Source organism: Methanolobus sp. WCC1, from assembly GCF_045690315.1.
In the GTDB taxonomy this organism is placed as follows: Archaea; Halobacteriota; Methanosarcinia; order Methanosarcinales; family Methanosarcinaceae; genus Methanolobus; species Methanolobus tindarius.
In genome coordinates, this window is record NZ_CP146979.1 from 1544839 (window position 1) to 1562302 (window position 17464).

Annotated in this window: 11 protein-coding genes; 8 read left to right on the top strand and 3 right to left on the bottom strand. The window is 38.5% G+C overall.

Translation table 11 applies throughout. The features are described 5' to 3' along the window. The first annotated feature begins 9 nt into the window (after window positions 1–9). The 3 genes from V7O61_RS07440 (at window position 10) to V7O61_RS07450 (ending at window position 6644) form a co-directional block, all read left to right on the top strand. Window positions 10–1437, top strand: a complete 1428-nt coding sequence (locus V7O61_RS07440) for an MBL fold metallo-hydrolase (protein ID WP_288067658.1) — start codon at window positions 10–12, stop codon at window positions 1435–1437. Window positions 1438–1507: 70 nt separating this feature from the next. Then, a complete protein-coding gene (locus V7O61_RS07445) occupies window positions 1508–2818 on the top strand; it encodes a DNA repair exonuclease (protein WP_288067656.1) in 1311 nt (436 codons plus the stop codon). Next, complete coding sequence (locus tag V7O61_RS07450) at window positions 2805–6644, top strand: AAA family ATPase (RefSeq protein ID WP_288067655.1); 3840 nt, start codon at window positions 2805–2807, stop codon at window positions 6642–6644. Before V7O61_RS07445 ends, V7O61_RS07450 begins: the two co-directional genes overlap by 14 nt. Before the next feature lie 76 nt (window positions 6645–6720). On the opposite strand, the gene V7O61_RS07455 is transcribed toward V7O61_RS07450, so the two are convergent. Next, the gene (locus V7O61_RS07455) at window positions 6721–7428 is read right to left on the bottom strand and encodes a DUF6293 family protein (RefSeq protein ID WP_288067654.1); all 708 of its coding nucleotides are present in this window, start codon (window positions 7426–7428) and stop codon (window positions 6721–6723) included. A 131-nt stretch (window positions 7429–7559) separates the two neighbouring features. On the opposite strand from V7O61_RS07455, the gene V7O61_RS07460 reads away from it, so the two are divergent. Then, window positions 7560–9956 carry a metallophosphoesterase gene (locus V7O61_RS07460; protein WP_288067653.1) on the top strand — a complete coding sequence of 799 codons (2397 nt, stop codon included), beginning with the start codon at window positions 7560–7562 and terminating at the stop codon, window positions 9954–9956. A gap of 17 nt (window positions 9957–9973) precedes the next feature. Here V7O61_RS07460 and V7O61_RS07465 read toward each other — a convergent pair whose 3' ends face one another. Both V7O61_RS07465 and V7O61_RS07470 read right to left on the bottom strand, forming a co-directional pair. Beyond that, a complete protein-coding gene (locus tag V7O61_RS07465; RefSeq protein ID WP_288067652.1) occupies window positions 9974–11473 on the bottom strand; it encodes a tetratricopeptide repeat protein in 1500 nt (499 codons plus the stop codon). A 205-nt stretch (window positions 11474–11678) separates the two neighbouring features. Further along, window positions 11679–12449 (bottom strand): lipopolysaccharide assembly protein LapB, encoded by a 771-nt coding sequence (locus tag V7O61_RS07470; RefSeq protein WP_288067650.1) that lies wholly within the window; start codon window positions 12447–12449, stop codon window positions 11679–11681. Between the two features lie 129 nt (window positions 12450–12578). On the opposite strand from V7O61_RS07470, the gene V7O61_RS07475 reads away from it, so the two are divergent. The 4 genes from V7O61_RS07475 (at window position 12579) to V7O61_RS07490 (ending at window position 17461) form a co-directional block, all read left to right on the top strand. Continuing rightward, window positions 12579–13586, top strand: coding sequence for a metallophosphoesterase (locus tag V7O61_RS07475; RefSeq protein WP_288067648.1), 1008 nt, complete (start codon window positions 12579–12581; stop codon window positions 13584–13586). Then, window positions 13583–13873 (top strand): hypothetical protein, encoded by a 291-nt coding sequence (locus tag V7O61_RS07480; protein ID WP_288067646.1) that lies wholly within the window; start codon window positions 13583–13585, stop codon window positions 13871–13873. Before V7O61_RS07475 ends, V7O61_RS07480 begins: the two co-directional genes overlap by 4 nt. A 58-nt stretch (window positions 13874–13931) precedes the next feature. Further along, the gene (locus V7O61_RS07485) at window positions 13932–14282 is read left to right on the top strand and encodes a hypothetical protein (RefSeq protein WP_288067645.1); all 351 of its coding nucleotides are present in this window, start codon (window positions 13932–13934) and stop codon (window positions 14280–14282) included. A 125-nt stretch (window positions 14283–14407) separates the two neighbouring features. Further along, window positions 14408–17461, top strand: coding sequence for an ATP-dependent helicase (locus V7O61_RS07490; RefSeq protein WP_407282267.1), 3054 nt, complete (start codon window positions 14408–14410; stop codon window positions 17459–17461). Window positions 17462–17464: the final 3 nt, after the last annotated feature.

Genomic DNA, 17464 nt, shown 5'->3' on the forward strand with positions numbered 1-17464 from the left:
AATGGTGGAATGATGGTATCGATCAATGTATTGGGTGGAGATGGAGAAATTGGCGGTAACAAGATACTGGTTGAGCATAAGGGAACCAGGGTATTCCTTGATTTTGGAATGAGCTTTAAACAGAACGGCCTGTTCTTCTCGGAATTTCTGAATCCCAGAAAATGTTCAGGTCTTGGTGACTTCTTTGAATTTGGATTACTTCCGGAGATGGAAGGCATCTACAGAGAGGATTATCTTGCACATATGGGCAGGGAAGAAGAGGAAAGATCGATTGACGCAGTTCTTCTGTCACATGCTCATGCAGACCATGCACAGTACATTCATTTTCTGAGATGGGATATTCCAATATACTGTACGGATGCCAGCAAAATAATACTTGAATGCCTGCAGGAAACAGGAAGCAATACATTTTCAGATCTTGTTGATGCATGTGAGACATTCAAATTTTATGGGAATAAGAATGGCGGACTTTCCAGAGTTGACCGGAAAAAAGAGGAATATATTCACGAAAGAGATTTTCATGTGATGGAAGAAGGTGAAAGGATTTCCGTCGGAAGTCTTGAAGTGGAAATGATTCCTGTAGACCATTCTTTGCCTGGTGCTTGTGGATTCATCATTTATACTGATGAAGGAAATATTGTTTACACTGGTGACATCAGGTTTCATGGTTCGAACGGACACCTCAGCAGGAGATTTGTTGAGAAAGCTCGTGAAGCCAGACCTAAATGGTTACTGTGCGAAGGGACACGAATCAACAGCAATGAACGAAATAGTGAAGCAGATGTCAAAGATAAGATCACTGAACTTATCTCCCAATCAGAAGGAATGGTCTTTGTTGAACATCCTATCAGAGATATTGACCGTACCACCAGTATCTTCAATGCAGCAAGGGAGAACGCAAGGCATTTTGTTGTTCCAATGAAGCTTGCATATCTCATAGAGAATCTGGGCTCTCATTGTCCATTCTGTCTGGATGAAGTGAAGATTCTTGTTCCAAGAAAAAACTGGGGTCTGGTTAATAGAAATGGTATGGCACCGGAGCAAGTTGAGAAGGATTATGCGGTATGGGAGCGTGAATACATCCAGCGATCTAATTCTATTACCTGTGATGAGCTGAAAGATTCACCTATAGATTATGTTGTTTCGATGAGCATGTGGGAGATAGGACAGCTTGCAGATATCAAACCTACAAATGCGCTCTGGATAAAATCATCATGTGATCCTTTCTGCGATGAAATGGAACTTGATGAGGACAGAAAGCAGAATTGGATCCGGCATTTTAACATTAGGCATGAAAATACACATGCTTCCGGTCATGCCTGTGGTGAGGAAATTAGATGGATGCTGAAAGAAATAGGAGCTGAAGAGGTTATACCTGTCCATACTGAAGACATTGATGTTTTTAAGTCTGTTTTGAGAACAAATACTTACAAATAATTATAAACAATTAAATATAAATATTTATTTTTACATATTAATAACCAAAAATTAAAAAGGTCTTTTTTATATGGCAAACGAAAAAAAATCAAAAACAAATAATGATAATGGCTTTGTCTTTGTACATGCTGCTGATCTTCATTTAGACAGTCCTTTTGTTGGACTTTCTGAAATAAATCCTCAATTAAGTGAGGTAATGATGAAAGCTACCTTTGAAGCCTACGACAATATCATAGCTCTTTGCATTAAAAAAAATGCTGATTTTCTTCTGATTGCCGGTGATATATACGATGGTGCCGATAAAAGTCTGTATGCTCAATTGAAATTCCTTGAAGGTCTCAAAAAACTTTCTGATGCAGGAATTGCAGCATATATAACCCATGGTAATCATGATCCTCTAAATGGGTGGTCTGCAAGTCTGGAATGGCCTGAAAGTGTCAAGGTTTTCAGTGGTGACAATGTAGAAACAATTCCAGTGGAAAAGAATGGAAGTGTGATAGCAAATATTAGTGGGATAAGCTATCAGACAAAACATGTCAAAGAAAATCTTGTTAAGCACTTTAATAAGAAGGATCCTGGATCGCCATTTACAATAGGTTTGCTTCATTGTACAGTCGGTTCGGCGGAAGGTCATGATCCTTATTCACCATGTACTATCCAGGATCTCAAAGAAACAAATTATGATTATTGGGCCCTTGGCCACATACATGCTCATCAGATTATGGAAACTGATCCATACATAGTCTATTCTGGTAATCCACAGGGTAGAGATTCCGGTGAAGCTGGAGAGCGGGGTTGTATGCTAGTTGAAGTTGGTAAAAAAGGGAATGTACATGTGGATTTTGTTCCGGTTGATTCTGTTCGTTGGTATATAGAAGAATTGTCTGTTGATGAAATGGAATCTGAATCTGATCTTATAGAACTGCTAGAGGAAAAGATGGATGAACTTTCTGAAATTGCAGATGGGAGACATGTTATTTGCAGATTAATACTACAAGGTCGAAGTCCTTTGAAACGATTCCTTATGAAAGATGGTTCTTTGGATGATCTTACACAACATCTGCGAGATAACTATGATAATGGTCTTGGTTCTGTTTGGTTAGAAAAATTGAAGGATGAAACATCTTTTCCATTCGAACGTGAGAGTCTTTTAGCGAGAGAAGACTTTATTTCTGATCTTTTGAGCATAACAGATGATATTTGTTCAGATGGTAATGGTATTACGGAACTTGATGAACCTTTACATTCTCTTTTTGGGAAAGGAAAAATAAGACACGCTCTAATGTCTCTTGATGAAGATGAGATAATTAGAATTGCTAGAGATGCAGAAGCTTTGCTTCTAGACAAATTGATTCCGGAGGATGAACATGAGAATAACTGATCTGTATATAGATGGGTTCGGTAAATTCAACGATTTTCCTATCAATGATTTTAGCGAAGGACTTACTGTATTACATGGTAAAAATGAAGCAGGCAAGTCTACTTTGCTCTCATTCATCAGGAGAATGTTTTTTGATTTTCCACGTAAAAATAGCAACTGTAATCATTATTTGCCTTTTAATGGCGGTTCGCATGGTGGTAGACTGTCAATTGTTGGAGATGATGAGAACAGTTATGCAATTGAAAGACATAATAAAAAAGCTGGGTTGAGAGTTCATTTTTCAGATGGTACTATTAAAGGTGAGAGTGAGCTTCAAGCAATACTTGGTAATGCAGACAAAGATGTTTTTGAAAATGTTTATGCTTTTGGTCTGGATGAACTTCAGGATTTTAACAAGCTTAATGGTGATTCTGTCAGTGGAAAATTATATAGTGCAGGTACAGGCATTGGGGCTGTATCTATTCCCGGAATTAGTAGTTTTTTAGATAGTAAAAAAGGTGAATTGTACAAACCAACTGGGAAAAAACCGGCAATGAATGTTCTATTCAATGAAATAAAAAATCTGGAGCAGCAAATCGCTGAGATTGAAGATGGCCAATTCACGTATGATCTGCTGCATGGGGATATAAGGGACAAGGAAAAAGATATAGCGGATTTAAAAAATCAAAGATCATTTCTCCTGCAAAAACAGGAACATGTCAAGTCTCTTTTATCTATATGGGATGACTGGGTCGACCTTCAGATTCATAGCAGCAAACTTCAAGAACTTCCTGTAATTGATAGTTTTCCTGAGAACGGGCTTAACCGATATGACAATATCAAAGAGAAGATTCTGGATATTGATGAGAATATTGAAGAACTGAAAAGTGATATTGAAGTAAATAAAACTGAGCAGAACAACATTGTGCTGGATGAACCTCTTCTTGCACAAGAGAATTCTATATCTGAGCTTGTTAAAGGAATTGAAAAATACAGAGCAGAAAAAGTTGAGCTTCCTAACCTGAGACTTTCATTGAAGTCTGAAATGAAAAAATTTGATTCAATGCTTCAGGAACTTGGGCCTGATTGGAATGAAGAAAAATTGAATGGATTCGATAGATCAATACCTGCAATTGATACTGTACGCAAGCGTCATGGAGAACTACAGGAAGTTGATGGAGAAATCAAAAAGTTACGTCAAAATATCGAAATTGTTGAATCTTCTATTTCCAAAAAAGACAAAAATCAAGAACATGTTTCTGGAATTTTATTGGAACAACGACCTTCTATCCTGAAACTAGCAGATAGAGTTGTTGGATATAGGGATAATCTTGAAAAAATAAAATCTGATAACATTAAATTGGATAGTAGGAATGGAGAGCTCACTCAGGTATTGAGTGAAATTGGAAACGATTGGGATGAATCTATACTGGAGAATTTTGATCTATCCAATAGTATGAGAGACCATGTTGCTCTCATGGTATCTAATTTGAATGATACTGAATCTAATATTCATGATTTTGAAACTCAGCTTGGGTGGATGAAAAGCGAAGTTGAAAGAATCGATCAGAATATTAGTGACATCGATTCTAAAATGAATGTAATTGATGTTCAGATTCCTGAAAATAAAAATCACGAAATGCTTGCTGCTTTAAAAAGTTTGAAGGGAAGATATCCTTCTCTTAAAGAAAAGGAAATGGAGCTTAAGTCTTTGGAGAGGGATGAGAATTTTGCTTCGTTAATAAAACAAACACCTGCTACAGGTAATCAACGTATGCCGATATGGCCTGCAGGAGCTTTTGCGGTTGTAGGTGTTGCAGCTTTTGGTGTAGGTTATGTTTATGATAATCTGCAAGGAGGCGTAATTGCATGTATTGGTATGTTCATTATAGCAATAATCTATGCAATATCTGTGAGAAACACTGATAAAGATACTCACCTTCCTGCAAATAACACGAATGCTGGCTTTTCTGGCAACAATAAAGGACAAATAGAGGAAGAAATCCGATCAGTCAGAGAAAAAATGTTGAAAGATGCTAATCTTTGTGGCTTTGAAGATATACCTGAAATGCCGGTGCTTGAAGACAAATATGACGAACTTAAAGAATATGCTTTGGGTCTAAAGACATTTTCAGATCTCAGTTTGCAGAAGCAGAATCTAGAAAAGGATTTGGGAGTAGCAAATGAAAATCATACCCAGCTCGAAGCAAAGTTGGATGAGATGAGATCTGCTTATCAAAAAGCTCAAACCGAATGGGCGGACTGGCTTGTTTCATGCAGTCTGGATTCTGATATTAAGCCTGAGAATATCCATGATAAGTTAGCTCATATTAAAGAGGGTAAAGATAAGCAAACTGCGGTAAAAGAGCTTGAATCTCAGATTCTGTTATATGAAAAATCCATAAAGGAATTTGAAGACGATGCCAGGAATTTGCTTGAAACTTGTGACTATGATATATCAGAGTCTTCTCTTGACACGGCCATTATTGAGTTACGTGGTGACGTTGACACTGAATATGTTAAGACAGGAAAGGTCGAGCAGTTAACTCAGGATCGTGAAGATCTTCAAAGAGACTATGAAACCTTTAGTGATAATCTCAAAGAAAGGGAAGAAGAAAGAACCAAGGTTTTGGAAAAATGGCACGAGTGGTTGTCAAAGTATGATCTGTCTCCAGAAATGACTACAGAAAGCATTATTGACATGTTCACAACAATAAAAAGTTGCTATGAGATTCAGAATAAAATAAAAGAGCTGGATGAAAAGATCGAGTTATATAGCAGTTCTATAGAGTCATATGAGGATGGAATAAAATCAATTTTTGATGCTTGTGGAAAGGATAATTCCGGGCTTGATTTTGATACCGAACTTGAGATTCTCTACGATGATATGGAAAAAGAGGTCAGCAAAAAGAACAAACTTGAATCCCTCACATCTGATATGAATAGACTTCTTTCAAGTCTCAAAGAGGCTGAGAACAAACTATCAGGTCTTACTGAAAACATGAATGTTCTTCTTAAAGAAGGAAATTCTGATGATGGAAGTGATTTTGTCAAAAATGCGAACATCTGGGATGAAATCGTTCATGCAAAACAAGGACATGAGGTTGCGGAGTCACATATAAGAAAACTTTCTGGAAATGATGATGAACATTTGAAGGTCATGGATGAGCTAAAGAATTCAAAACTTGAGCTGCTGAAAGCACAAGTAGTTGAGATGACTGAAAAGATCAATGAGATCGAGGATGGACTTGATGTTCTGAACGATGAGAAAGGAAGCATCAAAAATCAAATAGCTGCACTTGAGGGATATAACGAAGGTTCTGAATTACGTTTGGAACATGGAGCACTCATAGAAGAGCTTAATGAGAAATCAAGAGAATGGTCAACATATTCTGTTGCACAGCATATTCTCTCTAAGGCAATGGAGAAGTATGAAAAAGAAAGACAGCCAGCTGTTATTACTGAAGCACAGACTTTCTTCTCCAACATCACAGGGGGAAAATATGAACGAATATATTCGCCTCTGGGGTCTTCGGATATTTATGTTGAAGATGTGACTGGAAAGCGTAAAAACATAAATGAACTGAGCAGAGGTACAGCTGAACAGCTTTATCTTGCATTAAGATTTGGATTTATCAAGGAGCTAGGTAAGCATTCAGAATCCTTGCCCATCATATTTGATGACATCCTGGTAAATTTTGATCCGGTAAGAAGTAGAAATGCAATCAGTTCTATCAATGAGCTTAGTATGTCAAATCAGGTGCTCTATTTTACCTGCCATCCCGGAACTGTGGAAATGTTCAGGAGTATAGTGCCAGACGTAAGTGTCATTGAACTTGATGGATGATTGGGCTGCAATCACTATCATATTATATAACATATCAGTTCGTAGCAGTGTGATGTTTGAAATAACATCACTTTTTCTATTTTATCATCCTTTTAATCTCCCTACCCTTCATATAAATCATACCCAACTTACTTTTATTAATAACAAGGTTCTTACTGACCTTTTCAGTCTCAATGAACCCTGCATTGCTTAGCTTCTTAATATGATGGCTGAGACGTGATCTCTCATTACCAAAATCAGTTGTTCCTTTTTCAAGTTCAGGTTTTAATCTGGAGATAAGGTCATCAACAGATTCGACACCATTTTCCAGTTTTTCAAGTATGCTTAACTGTTCTTTGGCAAGGTCTTTGATAGGGAAAAGAGGGATGTCAAGAATGCCTTTAAGGTGATATGTCTCTTTATCTGTGTATTCTGGAATATCACTATAGATTGTAACATTGCTTACAAGTGAAACAATGTATGCTGATATTCCAATGTTTCTCAGGCCGCCTGAAATGTTGATCTTTACAGTGCTTCCTGCTTTGACCTCAGCTTCAATGATATCCAACATCTCAAGTGAAGATTCCAGTATGTTCTCCCTTTCTACGACTCTGTTCTCAACTTCAAATCCTTTGAAAGCCTTCTTAATGCTTTTTACTGCGGATTGTACCATTTCCTGTTCTTCATCACCTTTGTGTGTCAGGATGATGATCTTGTGAACTGGGAATTGTTTGATGCTTTCAATCAGTTTGTCAGGTGAGAATCCAACCGGCACCAGATGCGTGAACATCTTTGCTTTTTCCATGATTGAACATTATGTTTAATTCAATATATAAGTTTTTATTAATATGTACATACATACTTAAACAATATATTTAAGTATAATATGAACATTCAATTGATTGTCAGTAAATCATACATTTCGGTGGGATCTTAGTGGAAAAAACATTATTTTGTGAGCTTAACAATAACGTATCGTCTTTGTTTGAATCTGAACCAGCTGTTGTTCATGTGGATTTTTCCTCGGTCATTATTGTAGGCGACCTTCATGGCAATATTGAAGCATTGGATTTCATATTAAAGAAAGGTGAGGAACTTAATTGCAAAAAATACATATTTCTCGGAGATTACGTTGACAGAGGTGCTCATTCAGTTGAACTGCTCTCTTATTTGTTCAAGTTAAAAATCAATCAGCCGGATGATTTCATCCTGCTTCGTGGCAATCATGAGACTGCAGAAACAAATGCTTACTATGGACTTTATGCTGACCTGGACAAAGACGATGAGTTATTTACTCTTGTGAACAGGACATTTGAAAAGATGCCTATTGCTGCAGTTTTAAATGGAGATGTTTTTTGTGTCCATGGAGGAATAGGGGAGCCAGTAACTCTTGATCAAATTAAAAAAGAACATTACCATCCTTACCTGTGGAACGACCCACAAGAAGAAAATGGGTTAAAAGAATCTCCTCATAGGTCTTGTGCACAGGTTTTTGGTCCGGACATTTGTGAGGAGTTCTTGAAATTGAACAAACTTGACATGATAATAAAGGCTCACTCGGAGTTAAAGGACGGTTATAAGTGGTGGTTTGATGGAAAGTTAATGTCCCTGTACTCAACACCTGACTACAATGGATTAGACGATGATGGAGGATTTTATGGAAAATTAATATCCCTACCCTCAGCACTAGAGTGGAATGAATTAGACGATGATGAAAAGTTATTATCCTTGTCCTCAGTACTTGAATACAAAGGATTATACAATGATGGAGCATTTGTATTTATAGAGCAGAATGAATGTAAAACGCAAGACGTAGACCTAAATACATTTGTTTTTAGCATGTCAAAAGATGATTCATATTTTTTGTCGAAGGTTATAAGCCATGATTCAAAAATATTTGAATTCTATGATTCTGAAACAGGTTGTACTATATCAATAATATTCCGTTTTACTGGAAATAACATTCTGGTTATTAGTTATAATCATGGAGATGAGAGTTTATTATGTGAGGGAGCAGTAATAGTAGATGTATACACCTTCACCGAATCAAATGCTATTGAAAAACTGATTCTTGAGTGCAGATCGATTGAAACATTGGATGATCTATATCCTTTGATTGCTAAGCATTCTCTTGAATGGAAACGGCTTTTGGATGTGGATGAGGATGACCTGGAATTTAAAAAATCGTTTAAAGAACTTAACGAAGAAGTTTCCTCTTTATTTGAATCTGAGCCTGCGGTCGTCCAGATAGAGTGGTCATCTGCTATGATAGTGGGTGATTTACTTGGTAATTTTGAGGCGTTGGAATTCATATTAGAAGCATGGGAAGAGAATAATTGCCCACCTTTGATTTTTCTTGGAGATTTTGTTGATGGGGGAAATTGTTCCATAGAGATTCTTCAATACTTATTCCAGTTAAAGATTGAGCACCCGGGTTGGGTTTTTCTGTTAAGAGGAACACACGAAACTGCAGAAATAAACAGGTTATCAGGACTTTATGATGATCTGGATGAAGATGATGAGATGTTCGCTCTTGTGAACAGTACATTTAAAAAGATGCCAGTTGCTGCTGTTTTAAATGAAAAGTGCTTTTGTGTTCATGGAGGAATAGGCCATCCTGTGACTTTAGACCTTATCAAAAAAGAACATTATCACCCTTACTTATGGAATGATCCACAGGAAGATAGGAGACTAAAGGAATCTCCGCATAAATGTGGAGCAGAGTTATTTGGTCCGGATATCTGTGAGGAGTTCCTGAGGCTGAACGGACTTGAAATGATAATAAGAGGTCGCTCCGAATTAGAGGAAGGCTACAAATGGTGGTTCAATGAAAAATTACTTTCTATATTCTCCACACCCGGATACTGTGGATCTGGTAATAAGGGTGCATTTGCACTCATTGAGGATGCAAAATGGAAGCCAGTTAATGATTCATTGAAGATATCCGTTTTCGGAAATCCGATAGTTGAAAACATGGAAAGGTATGAATCTTTAGATTTTGATATCTTCCAGATAACCAATGTCGAAAATCCATACTTTTTGATAGAGGTTGTAGGTTATGACTCTAAAAAATTTGAGTTCTATGATTATGACAACACTATATCTATTCATTTTTACAGGGAAATGAATGAGATCCTGATTAAATGGGAAAACGATGGATATGAGAATCCTTGTTTGAAAGGTGCAGAAATAGTTAATCGATATACCTTCATTGAACCCCATATTATTGACAGATTAATTGCCGAGTGCGAGTCGATCGAAACATCAGATGATATGTATGCTTTGCTGGAAAAGCATCCTCATGTGGAAGAGCAGATATTGGTAGATGTGTAGCTTTTACAAGCTACGCATCAGGATTTTAAAAGAGATTCTAACTCAGTTTTTGCAGCTAATATTTTTTCATTTTTGGGATCAATCTCAAGTGCTTTATCAAAAGCTTCAATTGCTTCATCGTAGTGTTCTATGCGACTTAATGCATCACCTTTACTTAACCAAACAGCTTTATCTTCTGGATCAATTTCTAGTGTTTTATCAAACGCTTTCATTGCTTCTTCGTAGTGTTTTAGGTGAATTAAAGCTTCGGCTTTACCGAACCAAGCACCTTGGTTTTGTGGGTTGATTTTTAGTGCATTATCAAATGCTTTCAGTGCTTCTTCGTAATGTTCTAGCTTAAAAAAAGCTTCGGCTTTTAAGTACCAAACAGTACCATTTTGTGAGTTGATTTCCAGTGCTTTATCAAACGTATTAATTGATTCGTCGTAACGTTCCAGATGGAATAATCCACTTGCTTTGAAGCACAAAGCACCTTCGTCTTGTGGTTCAATCTCGAGTACTTTATCAAATGCTTTCAGTGCTTCCTCGTAGCGTTCTAGGCTGAATAATCCAATGCCTCTATTGCACCAAGAATCTACATCTTGTGGATTGATTTCTAGTAGTTTATCATACTCTTTAATTGCTTCTTCGTAGTGTTCTAGGCTGAATAAGCTAGTGGCTTTTTTGCCTAATATCATAGGCATTAAGTACTCTTTACCTTTTTCATGTAAGTGAAGCTCTAAAACTTTATCATAAGCATCTATTGCCTCTTCATAGTGTCCTATGTGACTTAATAAATCACCTTTACCGCACCAAGCAGCATCATGTTGCGGGCTAATCTTTAATAAATAATCATAAGCTTCTATTGCTTCTTCGTAGTGTCCTATGCGACTTAATGCTTCGGCTTTACCACACAATGCACCTTGGTTTTGTGAATTAATCTCTAATACTTTATCATAAGTTTGAATTGCTTCCTCATAGCGTTCTAGATCATAGAATAATTCATTGGCTTTATAGTGCCACAGTTCTTCACTTTTCGGATTAATCTCTAGTGCTTTATCATAAGTTTGAAGTGATTCTTCATAGCGATCAAGATTGCACAGTACGTGAGCCTTAGAGTGCCAAGCATCTTTATTTTGTGGATTTATTTTGAGTACTTTATCATATGCTTTAATTGCTTCTTCGTCGCATTCATGATTGTACAATGCTTGAGCTTTAGAATGCCATACATCTTCTTTTTGAGGATTAATCTCAAGTGCTTTATCAAAAGCTTCAATAGCTTCTTCGTAGCGATCAAGAATGATTAGAACTTTGGCTTTTAAGTACCAAGCGGTATCATGTTGTGGCTCAACCTCTAATACCTTATTAAAAGCTTCAATAGTTTCTTCATAGCGATCACGATTTCGCCATACGTGACCTTTAGAATGCCGTACATTTTTTTTTACTGGATTAATCTCAGGTGCTTTATAAAAAGCTTCTATTGCTTCTTCATAGCGTCCAGAGTTACTTAGTTCAATTCCTTCATCTAGAAAAGACATTATTTTTAATCTCCATTTTTAATTTTGCAGATGATTGCCAGTTTTGCAATTTTCAGCTGTTTAATTTGGAATCAACTGTTCTTATTTTTCACAGTCAAGTTGATAAATCATTTTTAAATATATAATTCATTTGTATAAATATGTACTGTACACAAATTGGATGGTTATTATACATAATAACAAAAAGTCAAAGTGATGTTATGTATTAGCTTTTTAAAAGAGATTCGATATTACTTTTTTCAGCCAATATTATTTCACTTTGTGGTCCAATCTCAAGTGCCTTATCATAAGCTTCTACGGCATCTTCATAACGTTTCAGATAACATAATGAACGGGCTTTCTCGCACCAGGCATCTGAATGTTGCGGATTGATATCAAGTGTTTTGTCATAAGCTTTAATTGCTTCTTCAGAGTGTTTAAGATAGGAGAATCCCAAACCTTTGTAACACCAGGTCTCTTCGTCTTGTGGATGAATTTCCAGTACTTTATCACACACTTTAATTACTTCTTCGTAGCGTTCTAAATTGAATAAACTACAGACCATTCTAACTAATATCCAATCATAACTTTTTTCGTGTAAGTGAAGCTCTAGTATTTTATCATACACTTCAATTGCTTCTTCGTAGCGTTCTAAGTAGAATAGTACATCACCTTTAGCACGCCTAGCATCATTGTGTTGTGAATTGATCTCTAATAATTTATCGAATACTTTAATTGCTTCATCCCAGCATTCAATGCAGGATAATTCACTGGCTTTATAATTCCACAGTTGTTCATTTTGTGGATTTATCTCTTGTGTTTTGCTATAAGATCTGATTACTTCTTCGTGGAATCCCATCTCGGTTAATGCAAGACCTTTAGCGTACCAGGCATCTTCATTTTGTGGGTTGATCTCAAGTGCTTTATCAAACATTTTGATTGCTTTTTCATAGCATCCCGAATTACTTAGTTCAATACCTTCGTCTAGAAAAGACATATTTCAAACTCCATTTTAATGTATATTCTATAAGAACTACATCACATAAATATCTAATTAACAATTAAACATAATCTTTAAGTATTTTGTTTGTATATTAGAATATACCCACACAATAGGTGGTACTTGGTGGGTTCTCTAAAAGGGAGTGGGTTATCAATATCCCAGGTCACAACCTGGGATTCCCTTTTGAGAAATGACAAGCGGTCACAAGATCGTGGAAAAAAGGTGGGTATATTGAAAAACAAAGATACATATGAGGATGCAGACTTCGAGGAAACAGCAATGACATTAAGAAAGCTGATCCCTGAAGTCACAGGTCTGTTTTCATCTGAACCGGCACTTGTGTATAAGGATTCAGAACCCGTCATTATTGTGGGTGAACTTTTTGGTGATGTAAAGGCACTTGACTTTATCCTCAAAGAGTTTGAAGATGTGGGGAATGGATGTATAGTATTCCTTGGTGGTTACCTGAAAGCTGATAGCCCTTCACTGGATATCCTGGTTCGTCTGTTCCAGTTGAAGATTAAATGTCCTGACAGGGTTATTTTGCTTCAGGGAAGACATGAGCTTGCAAAGAACTCTCCTCTTGATCCTGTGGTAAAAGACCAGGAGTTGTTTGCTCTTGTGAAACAGACTTTTGAGAGAATGCCTGTAGCGGCAGTTGTGAATGGATCGATCTTCTGTATAAATAGTGGAGTCCCTGGGGGATTGGGTGCAAAAAATATCATAAAAGGTGCTCAGGGTAAGTTAACAGAACATGATCCTTTTCAGTATATCAAACTCCTCCCGCCTGAAATGGATAAAGATTCAGAAACATTTGGACGGGCTGTGTATGAAGGATTTATGTATTGCTACAGCTGGATGAAATTGATAGTTCAGAGTCACTCTCCGGTTCCTAAAGGGTACAAATGGTGGTACGAAGGTAAACTGCTGTCATTAGTCTCGGCTCCTGCACGAAATGAAACTTTTACTCGAGGAGCTTTTGCAGTGGTAATGAACGGGCAGCTCGACATTTTCTCATTTGGCGATCTTGAGGAGGGAGAATATCATCTTACCGATGTTGTCAAGGGTCCATACTGGTCTCTATTGTACCGATGTGAGTATGTGGATACTGTCAGGAGATGTCATACATGAAGATCGTTCCTGCTATGCTTTTTGTAAGAATGGATTGCCCCTTCTGTATGAAGGTCATTGAAGAGGTTGAAAAGTCAGGACTTGATTGTCAGGTACTTGATTTCGACAGTGATTCCAGTATCAGATATATGAGGCAGATGAACATGCTGGTTAAGGTACCGCCTCTTCTTCAGACCCCTGATAACTTCTATGTGCTGCCTGATTTCTTTTATGGCTGTGACCTCAACATGTTCGATGATACTCTGCTTGCAAAGATCATGGATGGACTGACGTATATATGGAATTGAGATTGGAGATTTCTTTGATACTAATAATTTAAAAATGAATAATCCAGGAGATAAAAACATGAAATGGACACTTGATGTAGAAAGAAAGGATATTGAACTGGATATCCGGGATGACAGATTTGTACTGAAGACAAAGGACCATGATCTTGAGTTTGACATGAACCCTCACATAGCTTACAGGATGCTCATGCAGTTAAAAGCTATTTTGCAGCCACCAAGGATTCCGGATGAGGATATGGTGGAGTTCATGGGTGACAAGACATTGATGATGGGGTTTGTACTGGATAGGAATGACCACTGGGCAATGAACTTGCAATATGGGAATTCTGGGTTCTATGGGTCGCTGTCATTCAGGGATCTGGGTAGATTCACGCAGGTGCTTGGGGAGTATTTTGAGGCTGCAAAATGATGTGGATTTGATCACTTTGACTCGTTGTATTATAATTTACAGAATATCTTATGGAAGTCTATAAATATAATCAGCATGAATGAATAAGCGAAATACATTACTACACATAATCCGGAGCAATCATTTTGGTATCAGGAACTCTCAATGCAGAACAATTGAAGGCAGTGACACACACTAAAACTCCGCTTCTTATCCTTGCTGGACCAGGATCCGGTAAGACATTTACTATTACTGAGAAAGTTGTTGGCCTTATTGATGGTGGTATCCCGGCAGAGAGGATACTTGCACTGACTTTCTCAGAGAAGGCTGCCAGTGAGATGCAGGAGAGGATCGAGAAACAGATAGGTATTGGCAGTGGTATCAGTGTTTCTACATTCCACTCATTTTGCAATGAACTGATACGTCAATTCCCATTGGATATGGGTATCAGTTATGGTACAAAACTTATCTCAAAAGAGCATTCCCATGTATGGGGTATCCAAAATATCGATACTTTTGGATTTCAGAATCTGGTCATACCTCCATTTCCTTATGATCTGATCACCAGTCTGATGGAGGGTGTTTCCCAGTTCCAGGACCATCTGATAGATCCTGATGATATTAAGGATTATGTTGCTAAGGGTTTAGCAGCTCCTTCACTTACTGATGAAGAGGAGGATGAACTCCTGAAGCTTGAGGATCTTGCAAGATTCTATAGATGTTACCAGGAGTATAAGTGGAATAATAATTTTGTTGACTATGATGATATGATCTCCATGGCCTGCTCTCTTCTTGAGGAGAACAATGTTATCAGGGACAATGTGAAGAGCAGGTACGATTACATTCTGGTGGATGAGTTCCAGGATACTAATTATGCACAACTGCATCTTGTGAATCTGCTTGCTGACAGTGGTAAAATCACATGCGTGGCCGACGATGACCAATGCATATATCGTTTCAGGGGCGCATATCTTTCTAATCTGAAGGAGCTGAAGAAACATTACTCTGATCTTGAGAAGGTAGCTCTGGAAGTGAATTACCGTTCTACTACTGAGATAGTTGAGCTATCCAAACAACTTGTGTCTCTTAATCCGGATAGGGAAATTAAGAATTTTAACTCGCATAATGGTAATGGGGAACTTGTTAAAGCAGTGAAGGCACCGGATGATGACAGTGAGGCTGAGTGGGTGGCTGCTGAGATCAAGAGGCTTGTCGATGAGGAAGGACTTGCTTATCAGGATTTCTATATACTCACAAGGAAGCGTGCCGATGGAGAGAAGTTCAGTGATGCTTTGAAGGCATTGATGATTCCAGTGGAATATGTGGGGTCTCTGCAGTTAGTCGATTTCCCGGTAATTCAGGATGCTCTTGCTTATATGAAGGTGATGGCAGATCCTTTCAATAATGGTGTTTCTTTTGCAAAGATCCTTTTCAGGGAAGGTGTCACGGAACACAACCTGCAGAAGATCAATCTTCTTGCACAGCAGGTGAGGAAGAATGACCCTACACAGGGTGATGGAATATACTCTGTGTTGCTGAATGATCTGAGCAGTACAGGAATTACACAGATGGGGCTTGTAAAGTCCGTTCTTTCCCGGCTTGAGGAGGTTGTGACATACAAGAAGAACCACCTGCCTTCCGATACTGTGAAGTTCCTGCTTACACAGAAGACTGACCTGTATCGCTCTCAGCTTGCTAAGGATGATGAGCATCCCAGGCGTAATATCAGGTTGCTGAACTCACTTGTGCAGCTGGTGGCCGACCTGGAGCTTGTTGACGGTGGTTCGGAATTTGAGGCTGTCATGGAGTATCTGTCCCTTGTGTTCGGTATGGATATCGATGAGGGAGATGCCAGTGAGGATAATACTGTTAAGGTGATGACGATTCACCAGTCCAAGGGTAAGGAGGCTAAGGTTGTCTTTGTTTGCGATTTTGCTACACGTCATCTTCCGTTGCAGTACAGGAAAAAACCGTTCACAGTACCAAAGGATATGGCAAAGGGTGTTCAGAGGAATGTTGATGAGAAGGAGTTGCATCTTGAGGAGGAACGCAGGCTTGCATATGTTGCCATGACGCGTGCAAAGGAGAAGTTGTATCTGGTATTGCCAGAACAGTATACAGCCAATGCCAAGCCTTCCAAGCCAAGTCAGTTCCTTACTGAGATAGACTTTGAGAATAATCCGCTAATTGAGATAATTATGGCAGGTCAGGCGAGTGTTAGCCATGGTCCTGTTAGTGTTTCACTCCTGCAGAGGAAGAAGGAAGAGTACGAGAACCTTGTAAGCATGTATGCCAGACAGGGACAGCTGGATCAGGCACTTGAGTCCGTTGTCGTGCTGGCACAGCTGAAGGAACTTGAAAAGAACGGCAACCTTGCAGCCTTTGACATTGACTCTTTCCTGAAGGTTTCCCCGCTGGAGCCTGCTGAACTGGATGATCTTGTGGATGGAAAAGTTCCTCCGCTTGTTGACCAGAATATGCGTTTCTCGGCTTCCAGGATCAAGGAGTACATGGACTGTCCTCTGAAATTCAAATACAATTCCGTTCTTCGCATACCCACTCCTCAGAAGGGATATTTCAATGTGGGTACCAGTGTGCATGCTGTCTACGAGGAAATGATAAGACAGAAGATGCAGGGCAAGAGTCCTTCAGTTACTGATGCAAAAACCATGCTCAAGGATAACTGGGACGGTTCAGCCTACACTTCCATAACCCAAGAGCAGCAGGATAAGAACAAGATGGAGAATATGCTTGACATCTGGTTCGATTACGAGAAGACCAATCCCAATGAAACGATAGATGTTGAACAGTGGTTCGACCTGGAGCTGGACGGCAATCATTTTGCAGGTTCCATTGACCGCATAGACAAAACCCCTGATGGCGAGTACATCATCATTGACTACAAGACCGGCAAGACCACTCTCAGCAAAAATAAGATGAAAGAGGATGTTCAGCTTGCTCTCTATTGTCTGGCTGTTAAGGAGAAGTATGGTAAGCTGCCTGTGCAGGCCGGACATTTCTACGTGCATCCTGAGCTGAGTGATATGCGACTGGTTGATGTTGTTGAGAAGGAGGTTGATGCAGTGGTTGATAGGGTGAAAGAGGCTGTTGCGGGGATATTGAGCGAGGACTTTGAGGTTGTTAAACAGCCGAATTGTCGTTTTTGTGATTATGGAGATATTTGTGAGTTGAGGAGTTGATTT

Bases quoted from the DNA above. Each gene is read 5' to 3' on its own strand.
- V7O61_RS07445 (WP_288067656.1), top strand. From the start codon at position 1,508: ATGGCAAACGAAAAAAAATCAAAAACAAATAATGATAATGGCTTTGTC.
- V7O61_RS07470 (WP_288067650.1), bottom strand. From the start codon at position 12,449: ATGTCTTTTCTAGACGAAGGTATTGAACTAAGTAATTCGGGATGCTAT.
- V7O61_RS07485 (WP_288067645.1), top strand. From the start codon at position 13,932: ATGAAATGGACACTTGATGTAGAAAGAAAGGATATTGAACTGGATATC.
- V7O61_RS07455 (WP_288067654.1), bottom strand. From the start codon at position 7,428: ATGGAAAAAGCAAAGATGTTCACGCATCTGGTGCCGGTTGGATTCTCA.
- V7O61_RS07440 (WP_288067658.1), top strand. From the start codon at position 10: ATGATGGTATCGATCAATGTATTGGGTGGAGATGGAGAAATTGGCGGT.
- V7O61_RS07480 (WP_288067646.1), top strand. From the start codon at position 13,583: ATGAAGATCGTTCCTGCTATGCTTTTTGTAAGAATGGATTGCCCCTTC.
- V7O61_RS07465 (WP_288067652.1), bottom strand. From the start codon at position 11,473: ATGTCTTTTCTAGATGAAGGAATTGAACTAAGTAACTCTGGACGCTAT.
- V7O61_RS07450 (WP_288067655.1), top strand. From the start codon at position 2,805: ATGAGAATAACTGATCTGTATATAGATGGGTTCGGTAAATTCAACGAT.